11 protein-coding genes and 1 tRNA gene are annotated in these 17,903 nt (G+C 57.3%); 6 read left to right on the plus strand and 6 right to left on the minus strand.

Annotated elements, in window-relative coordinates:
- Positions 1-129: 129 nt before the first annotated feature.
- Both J4D97_RS19740 and J4D97_RS19745 read left to right on the plus strand, forming a co-directional pair.
- Positions 130-6,420: an alpha-2-macroglobulin family protein gene (locus J4D97_RS19740; RefSeq protein ID WP_208309069.1), complete on the plus strand. Its 6,291-nt coding sequence runs from the start codon at positions 130-132 to the stop codon at positions 6,418-6,420.
- Positions 6,421-6,568: 148 nt separating this feature from the next.
- Complete coding sequence (locus tag J4D97_RS19745; RefSeq protein WP_208309070.1) at positions 6,569-7,018, plus strand: hypothetical protein; 450 nt, start codon at positions 6,569-6,571, stop codon at positions 7,016-7,018.
- A 94-nt stretch (positions 7,019-7,112) separates the two neighbouring features.
- Here J4D97_RS19745 and J4D97_RS19750 read toward each other — a convergent pair whose 3' ends face one another.
- The 4 genes from J4D97_RS19750 to J4D97_RS19765 all read right to left on the minus strand — a co-directional run bounded on the left by J4D97_RS19750 (position 7,113) and on the right by J4D97_RS19765 (position 12,562).
- Entirely contained in the window at positions 7,113-7,448 is a 336-nt protein-coding gene (locus J4D97_RS19750) for a 2Fe-2S iron-sulfur cluster-binding protein (protein WP_185281189.1), read from the minus strand.
- Between the two features lie 166 nt (positions 7,449-7,614).
- The gene (locus J4D97_RS19755; RefSeq protein WP_208309071.1) at positions 7,615-8,628 is read right to left on the minus strand and encodes an NAD(P)/FAD-dependent oxidoreductase; all 1,014 of its coding nucleotides are present in this window, start codon (positions 8,626-8,628) and stop codon (positions 7,615-7,617) included.
- Positions 8,629-8,800: 172 nt separating this feature from the next.
- Positions 8,801-10,075 carry a PepSY-associated TM helix domain-containing protein gene (locus J4D97_RS19760; protein ID WP_208309072.1) on the minus strand — a complete coding sequence of 425 codons (1,275 nt, stop codon included), beginning with the start codon at positions 10,073-10,075 and terminating at the stop codon, positions 8,801-8,803.
- Positions 10,076-10,093: 18 nt separating this feature from the next.
- Positions 10,094-12,562 carry a TonB-dependent receptor gene (locus J4D97_RS19765; protein WP_208309073.1) on the minus strand — a complete coding sequence of 823 codons (2,469 nt, stop codon included), beginning with the start codon at positions 12,560-12,562 and terminating at the stop codon, positions 10,094-10,096.
- A 181-nt stretch (positions 12,563-12,743) separates the two neighbouring features.
- On the opposite strand from J4D97_RS19765, the gene J4D97_RS19770 reads away from it, so the two are divergent.
- On the plus strand, positions 12,744-12,938 hold the full coding sequence (locus J4D97_RS19770) for a hypothetical protein (RefSeq protein WP_208309074.1): 195 nt from the start codon (positions 12,744-12,746) through the stop codon (positions 12,936-12,938).
- A 111-nt stretch (positions 12,939-13,049) separates the two neighbouring features.
- On the opposite strand, the gene J4D97_RS19775 is transcribed toward J4D97_RS19770, so the two are convergent.
- A tRNA-Arg gene (locus J4D97_RS19775) sits at positions 13,050-13,123 on the minus strand.
- Positions 13,124-13,236: 113 nt separating this feature from the next.
- Positions 13,237-13,959 (minus strand): TVP38/TMEM64 family protein, encoded by a 723-nt coding sequence (locus tag J4D97_RS19780; protein ID WP_185281184.1) that lies wholly within the window; start codon positions 13,957-13,959, stop codon positions 13,237-13,239.
- Between the two features lie 246 nt (positions 13,960-14,205).
- On the opposite strand from J4D97_RS19780, the gene J4D97_RS19785 reads away from it, so the two are divergent.
- The 3 genes from J4D97_RS19785 to J4D97_RS23775 all read left to right on the plus strand — a co-directional run.
- Positions 14,206-15,345 (plus strand): cystathionine gamma-synthase, encoded by a 1,140-nt coding sequence (locus tag J4D97_RS19785; RefSeq protein WP_208309075.1) that lies wholly within the window; start codon positions 14,206-14,208, stop codon positions 15,343-15,345.
- A 152-nt stretch (positions 15,346-15,497) separates the two neighbouring features.
- Complete coding sequence (locus J4D97_RS19790) at positions 15,498-16,496, plus strand: MBL fold metallo-hydrolase (protein WP_208309076.1); 999 nt, start codon at positions 15,498-15,500, stop codon at positions 16,494-16,496.
- Between the two features lie 67 nt (positions 16,497-16,563).
- The coding region (locus J4D97_RS23775) for a hypothetical protein (RefSeq protein ID WP_279592464.1) at positions 16,564-17,903 on the plus strand (1,340 nt) is incomplete at its 3' end.

The raw sequence follows: 17,903 nt of genomic DNA on the forward strand, positions 1-17,903 counted from the left end.
GTACAGTAGAACGGCAAGCTCAGCATGCCGTTCTACTGTATCAAAAACAAAATGAGTAGCGCCGTATGGAATCCGATCAGGTTCTGCATCTGAAATGCATAAACTTGTTCCGCTTTCCGTTTCTGCCTTATGCGCTACTTTCTGCTGCTCACGCTTGGCCTGTTGCTGATGTTTACTGCCGGCTCCTCCGCCCTCACGTCGCCTCCCGATGGCCCCAACCCAAAGAAATGGCAGCAGATTGATGCGCTGCTGAAGAAAGACCAAACCACCTCGGCTGGTAAGCTGGTAGAGGAAATTTATCAGCAAGCCCGCCGCCAACAAGACACGCCCGAGTACCTGCGCGCCCTGCTCTACAAGCTGCGCATCCTGGAAGAAAAAGAGGAAAACGCCGACGAAAAGGCCATTGCCTTAGTCGAAAAAGACCTGCAAACGGCCAGGTTTCCGGCCCGGCCTATTTTGCACTCCTTGCTGGCTCAGCTCTACGCCAGCTACTACCAGGAGCACCGCTACCAGCTCTACGACCGCACGCCCGGCGCCGCCCAAACCGACAGCCTCGCCACCTGGGACGCTGCCCGCCTCGGCAGCGCCATCATCACGCACTACCAAGCTTCGGTTGAAGATGAGCCGCAGCGTCAGCAGCAATTACAGCTTGCCAAGCTCGGCTACGCCATTCGCGGCGGCGACACCGAAGGCCGTGCCCTACGCCCTACCCTCTACGACTTACTGGCCCACCGCGCCGTAGATGGCCTCAAAAACGACGAGTTCTACGTAACGCGTCCCGCCGAGCAGTTCGAGTTGAAGAACCCGGCCCTGCTTAGCCCTGCCGCCGATTTTGCCCGCCTACCCCTGCAAGCGCCCAAAGCCGACTCGCTCAACGGCCAGTTTCACGCGCTACGGGTGTTGCAGCAGCTCACGCAGTTCCGCCTCACCGATACCAAAAACCAAGCGGCCTTGGCCGATGTGGATTTGCAGCGCCTGCGCTTCGTGTGGCAGCACGCCGCGTTTGCTACTAAGGATTCGCTTTACCGGACAGCCTTGCTACGCGACGCTGAAGCGCACCGGGCGCTGCCCATTAGCACGGACTTCCTGGTAGCTGCGGCTGATAATTTGGAAGAAACCCAGCCGGCGCAAGCCCGCGAGCTAGCATTGCAGGCCGAAAAGCAATTTCCGAAGTCACGCGGGGGGCAACGGGCGCGGGCGTTGCGGCAGCGCATCGAGCGGCAGGAACTGAGCTTCGTAACCGAGGAAGTGGTGCTGCCCAATCAGCCATGGCTGCTGCGGGTGGAGCAGCGAAATCTGCGGCACATATACGCGAAGGCCTACCGCATCAGCACGGCGCAGGCTGTGCGGCAAGCGGATGTGCAGTATGAGATGCCAGATTTTGCCAAACGCTACGCCAGAGCCCTGGGTGCCGCACCCGCCGCTGCATGGACGATGGATTTCCCCAGTCCGCAGGATTATCAGCATCACTCGGTAGAGCAAGCTGGGCCGGCGCTGCCGCTGGGCCGCTATTTGGTGGTGCTGAGCACGACGGCCGACAACCCTACCCAGGAGCGGGAGGGCGTAACCACTATTTACTCAGAATTGAGTGTGAGCGAACTGAGCCATGTACGACGCGAGGCAGCCAACGGCGAAGGGCTAGAATTGCTGGCAATGCACCGCCAAACCGGATTACCGCTGGCTGGGGTAGGGGTGACGCCTTTCTTTCTGTATTTCGACCAGAAAACAACCTTGCAAAAACAGCGGCGCGGCAGCAGCTCGTCAACTGATGCGGAAGGCATAGTGCAGATTCCGGTAGATATAAAAAACGACCGTAACGTCGGCATAAATGCTTTGCTGTTGACTCAGGGTAAGGACTCACTGCTGGTGCGGGACAATTTCTATCATTATGCCCGGCAGCAGCAGGAAGCCCAGCAACCTCAGTATCGGACGACACTCTTCACCGACCGCGCCATCTATCGGCCCGGCCAGACGGTGTACTTCAAAGGCATCCTCACGGAAACCACTTTCGGCACTACCGCCGACATGCCGGACAAGACAGGAAAAGCCAAACTGCCAACCACTAGTACCCGCCTGCTGACCAACAAGCCTATATCGGTGCGGCTGCGCGACGTGAACAACCAAACGGTGCAAACGCTGAGCTTTACGACCAATGATTTCGGCTCCTTCCACGGCTCGTTTGTACTTCCTACTGGCCTGCTAAATGGCAACATGCACCTGGAAACCGACCACGGCAGCATGTATTTCTCGGTGGAGGACTACAAGCGCCCTACCTTCCAGGTGACGTTTGCGCCGGTGCAGAGTACGCCCGTGCTAGGCCAGCAGTTGACAACGCAGGGCACCGCTACCGCCTACGCCGGCCAGGCCATTGACGGGGCCACGGTGCAGTACCGCGTGGTGCGACGCACAGTGTGGCCGCTCTATCGGCCCTACCTCAGTGGGCGGAACGGGCGTAGTATGCCTCCTTACCTTACTGACCACGCCGAGGTGGAGATTACCAACGGTACGACTCAAACGGACGCCAGTGGCCGTTTTACTATCGACTTCACGGCCCAAGCCGATACAACCGGTTTGGGGAGTAACTGCCGCTGGCAGCCGGGCTATATCTTCACCGTGACGGCCGATGTGACCGACGTTGCTGGCGAAACCCGCACTGGTCAGCAAATGGTGAGCCTTGGCACTAGTGCCCTCACGTTGCGCTTCAACGACGTACCAGAACTGCTAAACCGCACTGCCCTTCCTCCCTTACAGCTGCTGAGCACCAACGCAGCCGGCGAAGCCGTGCCCGCCCGTGGGCAAGTACGCCTCTACCGCCTTACGCCACCTACCCGCGGGCTGCGCCCTCGCTCGTGGGAGCAGCCCGATACCACAGCCCTAAGCCGGTCAGAGTTTAAGCAGAAGTTCCCGCTCGACCCGTACGGCAACGAGGACGACGCCAGCAAGTGGCCCCGTACGCTCGTGCTGACCCAGGAGTTTGACACCGAGCAAAGCCCTACCCTGAACCTGCGCGAGCAGCTGACCCAGCAAGCCCCCGGCCGCTACGTGCTGACCGCCACCGCGCCCCATCCGAACGGCGCACCGCCGGCGCAAACTGAGCAGATGTTCACGCTCTTCGACCCCGCCGCTACTACATTGCCCTACCCTATGCCCAATTGGTTTGTGAGCTTGCAGGACAGCGTACAGCCCGGTCAAAAGGCGGAGTTTCTGGTAGGCAGCAGCGAAGCCGGCGCCCGCGTGCTGTTGGAGGTAGAAGCCAAAGGCCAACCACTGCGCCGCGAGTGGCTGACGCTGCAAGCCGGTGAGCAGCGGCGGGTAGCGGTGCCCACACCCGCCGGCCTCAACAACACGCTGCTCTACGCGCACGTTCTGCAAGTGCGCGACAACCGGCTATATCAGCACAATGCCGTTGTGCACATATCTACGCCCCCCGCTCCGCTCCGCTTCAGCATTGCCACCTTCCGCGACAAGCTCCAACCCGGCGAGAAGGAAACCTGGCGCGTCACCATCCATCAGGCCAATGGCAAACCGGCGAAAGCGGAACTGTTGGCGACATTATATGATAAGTCGCTGGATATGTTTCGGATGCACCAGTTCCAGCCTCTGGAATTCTCGGGTGACTATTTCTTTTCGATACCGAGTTGGAATGGGCAATTCGCAGTACGGCACAGCCTTGACTTACTGTACAATCAAGTTGCTGCTCCACAGATTAAGGAAAGTGATTATCCTGACCTGAACTGGTGGGAGTACGGCCGGATTCAGCTAAAAAGTATGCATGAGCCAGTAAGGGAGGTTATTGATACCAAACCGTATAACACGCCTGCTAATGGTACTACAATAAGGATAAGAGGTGCAAGATCTGTTGCCGCGGCACCCATGACAGCCGACGCGCAACAACTCAACGAAGTAGTAGGCTACGGCACACAGCAGCGTACCAACATAACCGGCGCTGTTGCCACAAAGGACCAACCTGTTTCTGACCTCTCCACTATCCCTACCCGCACCGACTTCCGCGAAACGGCTTTCTGGCTGCCCGACCTGCGCACCAACGATAAAGGCGAAACCGTGCTGGAATTTCAGATGCCCGAAGCCGTGACGCGCTGGCAGCTCCTGACCCTGGCCCACGACCAGCAGCTGCACACCGGCACGCTGGCCCGCACGCTCGTCACGCAGAAGCAACTACAAGTAACCACTAATGCCCCGCGCTTCTTCCGCCAGGGTGATCAGCTCACGCTGTCGGCCAAAATTAGCAACCTGACGGAGCAGGCGACGAGCGGTAACGCACAGTTGTTCCTACTTGATGCTCGCACCCAACAGCCGCTGAAAGAACTGATTGTGAGCCCATCGCAGCAGCCGTTCAGCCTGAACGGCAACGCCAGCATGGCCCTCAGTTGGAACATCATTATCCCTGAAACCGCCGAGGGGCAGGTACCGCTAGAGGCCATTACCTACCGGGTGGTAGCGCAGGGAGAATTAAAAAGTAAGAATGAAGAATTAAAAGGCAGACGAAAAGCTCGCCGAGAAGCCAAAAACCATCAAACCGTATCCGACGGCGAGGAAAACACGCTGCCGGTATTGCCCAACCGCTTGCTCATCACTGAAAGCCTACCCCTCCCGATAGCCGGCGCGGGCACCAAAACGTTCGACTTGCAGAAGCTGACGAGTACCACCTCGCCTACGCGGCGTAACTACTCGCTCACGCTGGAAATGACGCAGAATCCGGCTTGGTATGCCGTGCAGGCACTACCCTACCTCATGGAGTACCCCTACGAGTGCTCGGAGCAGGTGTTCAGCCGCCTCTACGCCAATCTGCTGGCGGCCAGTATTCTGAAGCAGAACCCGCGCATCAAACCAGTGCTGGTCGAGTGGCAGCGCGCCGCCCAAAGCGGCGACAAGCAGGCTCTCACCAGCAAGCTCGAACAAAACCAGGAGCTGAAAGCCCTGCTGTTGCAAGAAACGCCCTGGGTGCGCGACGCCCAGACCGACACCGAGCGCATGCGTCGCCTCGCCGAGCTGTTCGACGAGTCCCGCCTGCAAGCCGAAACCACCCGCGCCCTGGCCAAGCTGGCCCAAATGCAGCTACCCGATGGCGCGTTTCCATGGTTCGAGAAGATGCCCGCCGACCGCTATATCACACAGCTCATTGTGGCCGGGTTTGGCAAGCTACGCAAGCTGAATGCCTTTGACGCCACGCAGAATCCGCAGGCGCAGCAAGTACTCAGTAGGGCGCTGGCCTACCTCGATGGGCAGTTGCAGGAGGATTACGCCGATTTGCGCAAGCAGAAAAACGTTAACCTGAAAGAAAACCACCTAAGCCCTATCCAGGTGCAGGCGTTGTACGCCCGCAGCTTCTGGCAAAAGCCTGCCGTGGCTAATGCTATGCAAGCGGCCGCGCCATACTACCAAAGTCAGCTGGTTACTTATTGGCCCCAGCAAAACCGCTATTTGCAAGGATTGGCGGCCCTCACGCTGCACCGCGCCGGCGACCCAAAAACCGCCCAGCAGGTGATGAAGGCCCTTACCGAAAACGCCCTGCACTCGCCCGAACTGGGCATGTACTGGAAAGACGTGCGCGCCGGCTACTACTGGCAACAGGCCCCCACTGAAACTCAGGCCGCCCTTATTGAAGCCTACGACGAAGTAGCTCAAAATCAGCAAGCCGTAGACGAGATGAAGCTCTGGCTGCTCAAGCAGAAGCAAACTCGCAACTGGGAAAGCACCCGCGCTACCGCCGATGCCTGCTACGCCCTGCTGCTGCGCGGTTCCGACTGGCTCACGCCTACCCAGTCCATCCAAGTGACGGTAGGCAGCGAGCTGGTGACGCCGAACAAGCTGGAAGCCGGCACTGGTTACTTCAAGAATACGTGGCTGGGCACAGAGGTGAAACCCGCGCAAGGCCGCGTGACCGTGACCAAGCCCGATGCCGGGGTGGCCTGGGGCGCGCTGTACTGGCAGTATTTCGAGCAGGTGGATAAGATTACGCCCGTCGCTACCGGCTTGCAGCTCACACGTCAGCTGTTCCGGGAGCAGCGCACGGCGGGTGGTCCGGTGCTGGAGCCCCTCACTGCTGCCACGCCCCTGCGGGTAGGCGACGTGCTGGTGGTACGCTTGGTATTACGCTCCGACCGCGACCTGGAGTATGTGCATCTGAAAGATCAACGCGCTGCCGGGCTGGAATTGATGAACCAGCTTTCGGGCTACCAGTACCAGTCGGGGCTGGGTTACTACGAGAGCCCGCGCGATGCGGCCACCAACTTCTTCATCAGCTATTTCCCTAAGGGCACGCACACGTTCGAATACCGCCTGCGGGCCGCGCAGGCGGGCAATTTCTCGGGTGGTTTGTCGCAGTTGCAGTGCTTGTATGCGCCGGAGTTTTCGGCTCATTCGACCGGACAGCGGGTGCAGATTGCACCGCAACGCTAGGTGATCAAACGAGCAAAAAGCAGGGTAATAAATTGAGTATGAAAGCGGTGCTTCGGCTAGAGAAGAGGTGCTTGGCAGGGTTTTGGGTTGTGCGGGGAGCCATTCCATCGTAATTTTGTAGCTTCTTAGGATTTCAAAAGTGATGCTGATGAATAAGAGTCTGATGCTTGCCGGCCTGCTGTTATGCAGCGCGCCGGTACTGGCACAAAGCCCTGTAAAAACAACGTCGGCCCCCGTGCTGGAAGGAAAAGTTGCTGTTCCCGTGTCGCCGGTACTGCCGGGTGAGGAGAACCTGACGGCGCGTGAGCGGGTGGAGCGCGATATGCTGATGCCTACCCGTCGCAGCCGCGCCGCCGCACTACAAACAGCCGAAGAAGTCGAGGAAACCACCACTACGCCCGAAGTGCACGGTCCGGCCGTGCCAGAAGAAGCCCCGGCCGCTCTTGAGCCGGAAGCAAAACCCGCCGCTCCCGCACACCACACCACGTACCATCGTCGGCGTACCAGCTCGGCGCACCGCAGTAGCACTGCTCGTAAGAAAACCACCACGCGCAAAACAACGGTCCATCATACCACCGCACGCAAGCGCCGCCGATAACAGCGTATCAAGTAGATAAACGTATGATAAAACGACGAAGGACGAGCCGCAATGGCTCGTCCTTCGTCGTTTTTAAGCAAGTAGGGTAGGGCGCCTACGCGTCTTGCGGCATGAGGCGTACCACCAGCCCATCAAGGCGGGGCGTGATGCGGATTTGGCACGACAGGCGGCTGGCATCGGTGAGGATGGGTAAAGATTCCAGCATGTACATCTCGTCGTCGCTGGGCTCCAGGAGGGCGGGGCCGGCCAGCACCTCCACGTGGCAGGTGCCGCACAGGGCCATGCCGCCACACGTGGCCTGAATGTCGTAGCCGGAAGCCTTCATCACTTCCATCAGGCTCAGGCCCATATCGGTGGGGGCAACAATCTCGGTGCGCTGGCCGGGGGCATCTTCCACATATACCCGGACTTCGGTGGCGTCTAAACTCATAAGGGCGTCGGTTGTAAAACAGAGGGTAGGGGGCGGCTATCCCAGGGGTAGCTACCCCACAAAGGTAACAGCGGGCGGCGGGTAGCGCCTACGTTGCCGTGTGCACTACCTGCCGCCCGCTGCGAGTTTAACAGTTTAGCCGAAATTATTTGCTGACAGCCACCACTTACAGCGTAGGCACCCCATTCACAGTGGTGTACTTCAACACATATTTTTTATCGGGGTAGATGTGTTTGTAGGCACCCTGGGCCATGAGAGCCGCTTCATGGAAGCCGCACAAAATTAGCTTTAGCTTGCCAGGGTAGGTGTTGATGTCGCCGATGGCGAAGATGCCGGGCACGTTGGTAGAATAGTCTAGGGTATCTACTTTCACGGCGTTGTCTTCAATCTCCAATCCCCACTCGCCAATAGGGCCAAGCTTAGGCGTGAGGCCAAACAAAGGCACAAAGGCATCAACCGACACCTGCTCCGGCTCGCCGTTGTTACCGGTGATGGTCACGTGCGAGAGGCTACCGTTGCCGTGCACGTGCGTTACGTTGCTGCTCAGCACCAGCCGCACTTTGCCGGCTTCGTGTAGGTTCTTCACCTTCTCGGCCGAGTCGGCAGCGCCGCGGAAGGTGGTGCCGCGGTGTACCAGCGTTACTTCCTTGGCCACATCGGCCAGGAAGATAGTCCAGTCGAGGGCCGAGTCGCCGCCGCCGGCAATCACCAGACGCTTGTCGCGGAAGTGCTCGGGGTCGCGCACCATGTAGTACACGCCTTTGCCGCCCTCAAAGCTTTCCAGTGACTCCACGGCCGGTTTGCGCGGCTCAAACGAACCCAGACCGCCCGCAATGGCAATGGCCTTGCAGTGAATATCGGTGCCATCGGTGGTCGTGAGGTGGAAAGAGCCATCGTCGAGCTTCTCGAACTTTTCTACCCGCTCGCCCAGCGTGAAGGTGGGGTGGAAGGGGGCAATCTGCTCCATTAGGTTCTGCACCAAATCGCCGGCCAGCACCGACGGGAAGCCGGGGATATCATAGATGGGCTTCTTGGGATAAATCTCGGAGAGCTGCCCGCCTACCTGGGGTAGGGCGTCTACTACGTGGCAGCGCAGCTTCAGCAAGCCAGCTTCAAATACAGCAAACAGCCCAACCGGGCCAGCGCCGATAATGCAGATATCGGTGGAAATAGAACTCATCGGGAACAGCGAAAAAAGAAGAACAAACAGCGTCCGTTCAGGACGTTATCTTAACAAACAGAAAGCGAAAATCGTTGGCCGAAAACAGCAGATTGCACGTGAAAAACGACAACGGATGCCATCTTGCTACCCTCACTACGTGGGGCCGGCCGCAAAGATAGCACTGCCCGCCTTACGCTTCGGCTGGAGCGCGCACTGCCGCCGAGGCCGCATAGACAGGGCGTACAGGGCGTGCCATGCGGCGGCGCTCCACTACAGTGCCTGCGGCAGCGGGTCGGTGTGTAGCTTTTTGCTTGTGGCGCTTGCCCCACCAGATGTAGAAGCCCGTGACGGGTAGGGTAGCAATCAGCAAGCTAGCCAGAAAAGTGATGATCTTGCCGGGCATCCCAAGGGCTGAACCCACGTGAATATCATAATTCATCATCACCAGCAACTCGCCCTTCGGCTTCTCGCGGTAGGTTTCCACTTTCTCGAAGTGTCCCGCCGCCGTGTAGGTCAGTTGGCCGGATTGGTAGCGGTTGTTGCCCAGCGCGGCGCGCAGTACAACCGGCTGTTCGGGAGTAGGCTTGCCCGTCGAAATAGCTTTGGCCTGGGGTAGGCGATGCCAAGCGTCGCGCAGGGCCGCATCGACGGCCGTGGGGGGCGGGGCCAGTTGGGCCGCTAGCGAGAGGTCGGGCTTGCCGCCTTCTTTGCCACCTTTCTTGCCTTTGCCGCCATGCCCGCCGGGGAGTTCGGTCTGGCCGGTGGCTAGGTAGGTGACGCCCTGCTTCATCCAGTTGAACGACCATGTGAGGCCGGTGAGAGCAATAATGAGGGCCACCAGCGTAAGATAGAAGCCCACCGTGTTGTGCAAATCGTAGTTTAGGCGCTTGCGGGTGGTATTCCACTTCACCGTGAAGCGCTGCTTGCGGGCTGCTTTGTTTTTGGGCCACCACAGCACCAACCCCGAAAGGAGCAGGAATACAAAAATCAGGGTGCTCCACCCCACAATGTATTCGCCGGCAGCGCCTAGCCAGAGGCCCCAATGCAACCATTTCACTACCTGGAAAAACTCGTACTTATTATCGAGCACGCCGTTCACCTGGCAGGTGTAGGGGTTCACGTACACCGTGCGGTGGTACTCAATCATGCTCCCGAAGTAGGGTTGCCCGGCGTTGCCCTTGTAGGTCATAAACGTCCAGGCGCGGGTAGGGTCGCTGTAGGCGGTGCCATTTTGCAGCGGTTTATCGGGTCCAAGGGCCGCTTGCGCTTTCTCCCACACCACGCTCAGCGGCAACGGCTGGGCCTGGGCGGGCGCCTCTACGCGCACCAAATCCTGGTGCAGGACGTCAAAAAGCTCCTTCTGAAACACATAGATGCAGCCCGTGAGGGCCACAATAAACACCACGAGCCCGGACGAGAGTCCGAGCCAGAGGTGCAGCTTACCGACGAGTTTCTTGGACGTCATGCGCTGAGGGGTTAGCGGTTAGAAGTTGTAGCCGATATTCAGGCGGAAATTGGTGGGTGCCTCGGCCTGCCAGGAGTAGAAGGCCCCCGTGCGGGCAGTGCCCGCGTAGTAGCTGGCGCCACTGTAGTTGTAGCGGTTGGTGAGGTTATTCACCAGCAGGTTCACGTTCATGCGCTCGTTCTGCCACGAGATGCCGCCATCCAGCCGGAAATAGTTGTCGGGTAGCAGCAGGCCCACACCACCCAGACCGGCGTAACGGTCGAGCTGCCACTGGTAGCCACCCGAGAGGCCAAAGCCGCGCAGGGCGCCCTGCTGAAAGCGGTAGGTGAGCCAGCCGTTGTTGGTGTGCTTGGCCGCGCCGCCCAGCTTGCGGCCCTGGTTGCTGGGCGCCACAATGTCGCCGGCAGTGTTGCGGCGCGGGTTGTCCTTGGTTACCTCCGGGTCCAGGTAGGCGTAGTTCAGCACCACATTGAGGCCGGGTAGCAACTCACCAGTCAAGTCAACTTCAACGCCCCGCGAGCGAACTTCGCCTACCTGAATCTGTGAGTTGGGGTTGCGGGCCAGATTGTCTCGGTTGTTGTCGGGTGCCAGCACATTAGTTTTGGTGATGTTGAAGGCCGTCACGGTCGACGAGAAACGACCGTCCATCCAGTCACGCTTCACGCCTACCTCGGTGTTGCGGCCGCGCTGCGGGTCGAAGGGCACGTTGTTGACATCAACTCCCGCCACTGGGATAAACGACTGGTCGTAGAGGGCATACACGGAAGTGCTGGGGGCCACTGTGGCGCTCAGGCCCACGCGGGGCGTCACCACATCGTCCTGTGCGCGGGAGCGCACGTTGTAGTTATTAGAGTAGCGAGCGGCCAGCGTCAGACGCAGGCGGTTATCGAAGAAGCCCAACTCATCCTGCACATAAGCGCCGGCGTAGCGGAGGTATCCTTTATAAGGTCCGCTGCGGCTCAGACTCTGCGAACGATTGGGAGTGCCCAGGGTAGCAGGCGCCGAGGTAGGGTATTGCGTGTAGGTAGGGTCGTCCAGACGGTTGAGGTCAAGGGCCATGGTACCGTACAAGGCGAAATCGGCGTCGTACGATTTGTTCGAGGCATCGAAGCCCACAATAACGCGGTGCTGAACCGGGCCGGTCGTCACGTTGCCGTTCACAAATACTTGGCCTAGGGTGCTGGTGTTGTCTACGTCGTAGGAGCTCACAGAGCGTTGCAGTACATTCGGGCCAATCAGGCGCTTAGAGCGGGTAGGGGTAGCCACAAAGGAGCTATCGGCCACCCACGTCGACAGGCCGCGCATCTTGTAGGAGAGGTAGGAAACCTGGCCCGTTACTTTCCAGTTATCATTGAAACGGTGCTCTACAGTGAAGAAAGAGCTGTGGTCGTTCACGTTCGATTTGCCCATCAGCGGGTCGTATACCGATACGTTGCGCGACACGGATTTGAAGCCGTCGGGCGAGAACAAGTAGTTGCCGGCTTGCGAAAACTGCGAGCGTTGGTAAGTGTATTGAGCCGTGATGGTGGTACGCTCGTCGAGCAGGTAGCGCAGCGAAGGCGCCAGGACCACGCGGTTGTTGAACTCGTAGCCAGCATAAGAGTCGCTGGTCTGACCCATCAGGTTCAGGCGGTATTGCAGCTTGCCATCGTTGCTGAGCTTGCCGTCGATGTCGGTGGTAGCGCGGTACGTGCCGAAGCTGCCCAGCGTGAGGCCCACCGATTTGCGGCCTGTGCCGGTAGGCGTTTTAGTGACCACGTTATAAAAACCACCAGGCTCGGTATTCGCCATCAAAAACCCGCCGGGGCCCTTCACAAACTCAATCCGGTCTACAAACGACATATCTTCCATCAGCGGTCCGAAGTAGTTGCCCACATTCATGCCGTTGCGCAACGAACCGAAGCCCGAGTTGAACCCACGAATGGTGATGCGAGCGTACACATTATTCCAGTGGCCAGGTGCAATCACGCCGCTCACGTTGCGCGTTACGCCTTCCGTGGGGTTAAAAATCTGCTGATCGGCGAGCAGTTTGCTGGTTACTACTTGAATGTTCTGTGGCGCCTCAATAAGCGGTTCGCCCAGGCGTAGCGATTCAGATGCTTGTTTGCGGTTGTAACGGTCGTGCTCGCCCGTTACCACTACCTCCTGCAAGCGCTGGTTCAATGGGTTCAGCACGAAGTTGGCCGTCACTGTCTGGTCGGCCGATACCGTTACCACGCGCTCCTGCGTTACAAAACCTACCATACGCACCCCCAGGGTGTAGGTGCCGGGCACAATGTTTCCAATCCGGAAATCTCCGTTGGTATCAGTAGCCATACCCAGCGACGTGCCTTGTAGCCCTACCGAAACGCCAGCTGTAGGCTGGCCGTTGCCATCGGTAATGCGGCCTTGAACGGTGCCCTGTTGCGCAGTAGCGATGAAACTACTGCTAAGCAGCAAAACAAAAACGCAGAAAGCGCGACACAAAGAGGGAAGTGGTATGCTCATAGAGTAAACGGTAGGCGAATGATACCGCAAAGCTACAAGCTGGATTTTATTTATTTATACTTAGTCTAATTATAAATAGATGTACACTGTCTCAATCAATGTCAGGCTATACTGCATCATGCTGATAAACAGGTGAATTGCATTCAGCTTGCAGCATACAAGAAATTTTGTTAGAGAAGCTATGATGATCAAGCAGCAGATTGCATGCGCCATGGCAATGCATATCTGGCTGGACGGACAATCGTTGTTAGCCACACTAGCAACGGTGCAAAACTGTATGCTGGACCTCAACGTGGAAATTCTGTTCCTGGATACTCGCTACACCTTCCCTATGCAAACCCAGACAAAAGTAAAGTGCTACCTAAGCCTGCTTTAGAAGCGCCCGTAGCGCCGTCTGCGTAGGTAGTAAGCCGGGTAGGGAGTATGGGAGATGTAGTATACAGTATAACGAAAAAGGCCCTCAGATTACTCTGAGGGCCTTTTCTTGTGGTCGCGTAGGGAGTCGAACCCCAAACCTCCTGATTCGTAGTCAGGTGCTCTATCCAGTTGAGCTACGCGACCGTTTTTCTGTTACGGTGTGCAAAGATAACAGCAGAATTTCCCGGAAAACAAGCCGCGTGACAATTTAAAGACGAAAAAACGCAAGAAAATGTGCAAGCAACTGATTTTCAGATTTAATAATTTTCGTGTTTTTCCACCTGCCGGTCCAAAGCACGCTGCACGGCCCGGTTGAAAACGTAGTACAGACCTAGTGCAGCTACAGCCAGCAGCACCAGCACCAGTATTTTGCCAGTGGTGCCCGTATCAGGATTGTGGAGTAGTGACAGTGCATCCTGCGCCTGTGTGCCTATCCAGTAAAAAAACAGGCTGCGCGGCAGCATGCCCAACACACTGGCGCCCAAAAATCGGGTGCGGTCCACTCCCAGGATAGCCAGCACGAACGTCATCAGGGCGAAGGGTAGGACGGGCGCCAAGCGCACCAACAGAATCAGCTGCCAGCTTTGGTGGCGCAGCTCCTGCATAATAGCTTCGGCCTTCGGGAAAGAGTGTACGAAGCGGAGCAACTTTCCCTGGTCGAGGCGAGTGGCCAACTCGTAGCCCAGCAGCGCCGCCAGCGCATAGGCTATAATGGTGCCCGGCAGCCCAGCCCAACCCAGGAAGAAACCCGTGAGCAGCACTGCCACCGTGGAGTGCACCAGCGAAAATGCCAGCACGAACACCATCAGCCCAAAGTACAGCAGCATTTGGGGTAGGGTGAGGTCGCGCAGCAAATTTTGGTGCTCGTAGAGCAAGTAAGTAACGGTCGAGCTACCTACAATGGGTAGCACCACCAGCAGAAACATAGACAGGAGTGAGGACGCGTTGGTCCGAAACAACGCTTTTAGAGTGGAGAGCATAGACAAAGAAAAACAGGCTAGTGAAACGACAGCCTGTTTGCTCTTACGGATTTGGCACGCGGTAGTCGTAGCAAATCTAAAACGCGGCTGAATAGGTATGGGCAGGCATCGTTTGGTAACAAGACGGCGCGCAGGGTAGTTAGTATATAGATACAATAGTAGCAAGCCGGTGCGGGCAACTTGTTGCGTTCTTACCTTTGAACGCGCGCTGCCCGGGCGCTTGCTTTCACTACCCACCCCTACGATATGAAATTCGGAACCAAAGCCATCCATGCCGGCGTGCACCCCGATCCGGCCACCGGCGCCATTATGACGCCCATTTACCAAACGTCTACCTACGTACAGACCTCGCCCGGCGAGAACAAGGGCTATGAGTACTCGCGCACGCACAACCCTACTCGCTCGCAGCTACAGGACGCAGTGGCCGCTTTGGAAGACGGCAAGCACGGCCTAGCCTTTGCCTCAGGAATGGCCGTGGTCGATTGCATCATCAAGCTGCTGCAACCCGGCGACGAAGTGATTTCCACCAACGACCTCTACGGCGGCAGCTACCGCATCTTCACCAAAGTATTTGCGCCGCTGGGCATCAAGTTTCATTTCGTGCCTATGCACGACATGGCAGCCGTGCGCGAAAAGGTGACAGACAAAACCAAGCTAATCTGGGTGGAAACGCCCACCAACCCGCTGCTCAACATCATCGACATTGAAGCCGCCGCCGAGGTAGCCCACGAGGCCGGCGCCCTGCTGGTAGTCGATAATACCTTCTCGACGCCCTACCTGCAAACGCCCCTTGCACTAGGCGCTGACATCGTGATGCATTCTCTGACCAAATACATGGGCGGCCACTCCGATGTGGTAATGGGCGCTTTGGTTGTAAACGACGACGCCCTGCTGCAACGCCTGGCGTTTCTGCAAAACTCTTGCGGCGGCACGCCCGGCCCCCAAGACTGCTTCTTGGTGCTGCGTGGCCTCAAAACCCTGCACCTGCGCATGCAGCGCCACTGCGAAAATGGTCGCGCCGTGGCCGAGTACCTGCAAGCGCATCCGAAAGTAGAGAAGGTATTCTGGCCGGGATTCCCCGAGCACCCCAACCACGCCGTAGCCGCCAAGCAAATGCGCGACTTTGGGGGTATGATTTCCTTCGTGCTGAAAGGCGATAAGCAAGAAGACGCTATTGCGGTGCTCGAAAAACTGAAGCTCTTCACGTTGGCTGAAAGCCTGGGCGGGGTAGAAAGTCTCTCGGGCCACCCCGCCACCATGACGCACGCCAGCATCCCGGCCGAGGAGCGCCGCAAAGCGGGTCTCTCCGACTCCCTTATTCGCCTGAGTGTAGGCGTGGAGGATATTGAAGATCTGCTGGAAGACCTGGGCCAGGCGATAGGGTAGGGGTAGGTAAACCGCCTGTCGTTAAAATATAACGGGTAGCAAAGCGTCTGCTTAGCTACCCGTTCAAACAGAACGTCATTTCGACCAGCACGCGAGATTTCTCCCGCTGGTCGAAATGACGTTCTGTTTTATCTGCTGACTAAGTCATACTTATGAAAATATCTTCCCATTTCGATGGCAAGCGCTACCGCAATGCCGTGCCTACTGCTATGTCCACAGCCACCAGCTACTGGCAGATGGCCCGGCGCTGGCTGCTAGGCAAAGAGCAGCGCGTGCCCAAGCCGGCACTAGCAGGCTTCTCGGTAGATGCCGTGGCGCTGGCCCAACCGGTGCCGCCTACTGCCCTACGGGCTACCTGGCTGGGGCACTCCACGGTGCTGCTGGAAATTGACGGCCGCCGCTTCCTGACCGATCCAGTATGGCGCACGCGCAGTTCGCCGGTAAGCTTTATGGGGCCGAAGCGCTTCTTTCCTAACCCGCTACCCCTGGCACATATGCCGCCGCTGGATGGTGTGCTCCTCTCTCATGACCATTTCGACCACCTTGATCCCCTCGCCGTGCGGGCACTGGCGCGCACGGGCGTACCGTTCTTTTGCCCGCTGGGGATAGGGCGCCACCTGCGCCGCTGGGGCGTGGCTTCCGATAAAATTACGGAATTTGACTGGTGGCAGGCCCACACGCTGGCGCCCAACTTCACGCTGGTGGCCACACCCGCCCGGCACTTCTCCGGTCGCCGCCTCGGCCTCGACCAAGATGCCACGCTGTGGGCGTCGTGGGTGCTGCTGGGACCTGCCCACCGCGCTTTCTTCGGCGGCGACTCCGGCCCGTTTGCCGCCGCGTTTCAGCAGATAGGCGACACCTATGGCCCTTTCGACCTGACGATGCTGGAGATAGGCGCCGCCGACCCTGACTGGGCAGATGTGCACATGGGCCCTACAGTAGCCGTAGCTGCCCACCAGGCCCTGCGCGGCAGGGCGCTGCTCCCCATTCATTGGGGTACTTTCAACCTGGCCTACCACGCGTGGACCGACCCGGCTGAGGAAGTGCAACAAGCCGCCGCCGCGACTGGCGTAGCACTGCTGCTACCCCGGCCCGGCGAACGGGTGGAGGTCGCGCAAGCGCCTTACGTGTCTGGGTGGTGGCGGGGGTAACTTATATCTTTTGCGTGTAGTTTTACCAACAAATTAATTAAGTGACTATTGGTTCTGCTGAAATGATATGCGAGAGAAAGTAATAGAGAAAGCAGAGGCATTTGATTGGCAGAGTAAATGGTTATATGCCATTGGTTATAGTTTCTGGTTTGTACTGTTATGGATGGTATATGGTAACAGCAGCTACCATCCTGATGTCTATTATTGGTGGAAATGGTCAGCTTACTCAGTCGAACATGGATTGGGTAACGCGTATGGTCTTTACTACAACGATTATCCGCCTCTATATCAATATATTTTATATGGTTTTGGGAAGCTAATGGGCAGTTCAGATGCCATTGCTGCTCACTTACACTACCTAAAGCTGCCAACGCTTCTATTTGATTTTGGGGGTGCACTGCTAGTGGCTTCGCTGGCGCCTACTCGTCGTAAGGGAGCATTGGTATCCTTATTACTGCTACTCAATGTGGCCTACTTGTATAATACGCTAGCTTGGCAGCAGGTAGACTCTATTTACAGCTGTCTGTGCTTGGGAGCAGTGCTAGCCGCCTTGCAAGGTCGATCTGTTCTAGTGGGTGTACTGTTTGTGCTTGCATTTAATATGAAGCTGCAGGCCGTTATTTTCTTTCTGCCTTTAGTACTTGTCTTATTGCCGTATTGGCGTCGTACACCAAGCGTAATAGTGCCTATGATACTAATGAGCACGTTATTGCAATTAGTCATTTTAATACCCTTCATTTGGGGGGGTGACTATAATTATTTACCCCGCATCTGGTTGATTACACGCAATGCTGGGGACCGATATCCATTTATTTCATGTAATGCTTTCAATATTTGGTATTTATTGATTCCGGTATCGTCTTTGGCAGATATATCTGATACATTATGCTTTGCAGGAATCTCTTATAAACATTGGGGGCTGGTGCTATTTACAATCGCGTCGGGGGTAGTGCTGTGGCCATTATTCCGTCAAATGCTGAGACTATCTACTTACCAGAAAACAATAAATAAAATCCACTATCCTCTGGTGCTATTGACTTGTGGTTTATTACCCATTGTGTTTAGTTATTTCAACACGCAAATGCATGAACGGTACTGGCACGCAGCCTTACTTTTTGTGGCGGCGTACGGCTATTTAGAAAAAAACTATTGGTTGTTTGGGCTTACATCTGTTGCCTATTTCCTGAATTTGGAAGCTATACTAAAACTATTGCATCATCAGTCCTTTGGGCTGTATAATCCTCAATTCATTGCTGTACTTTTTACACTTGTACTAGTACTAGGTATCAGGCAACTATATGTCTTAGCAGGTAAATCAAATGATGATCTAGGGGGGGGGGGGGGGGGGGGGGGGGGGGGGGGGGGGGGGGGGGGGGGGGGGGGGGGGGGGGGGGGGGGGGGGGGGGG

The sequence above is a fragment of the Hymenobacter defluvii genome, from assembly GCF_017589435.1.
Lineage (GTDB): Bacteria > Bacteroidota > Bacteroidia > Cytophagales > Hymenobacteraceae > Hymenobacter > Hymenobacter profundi.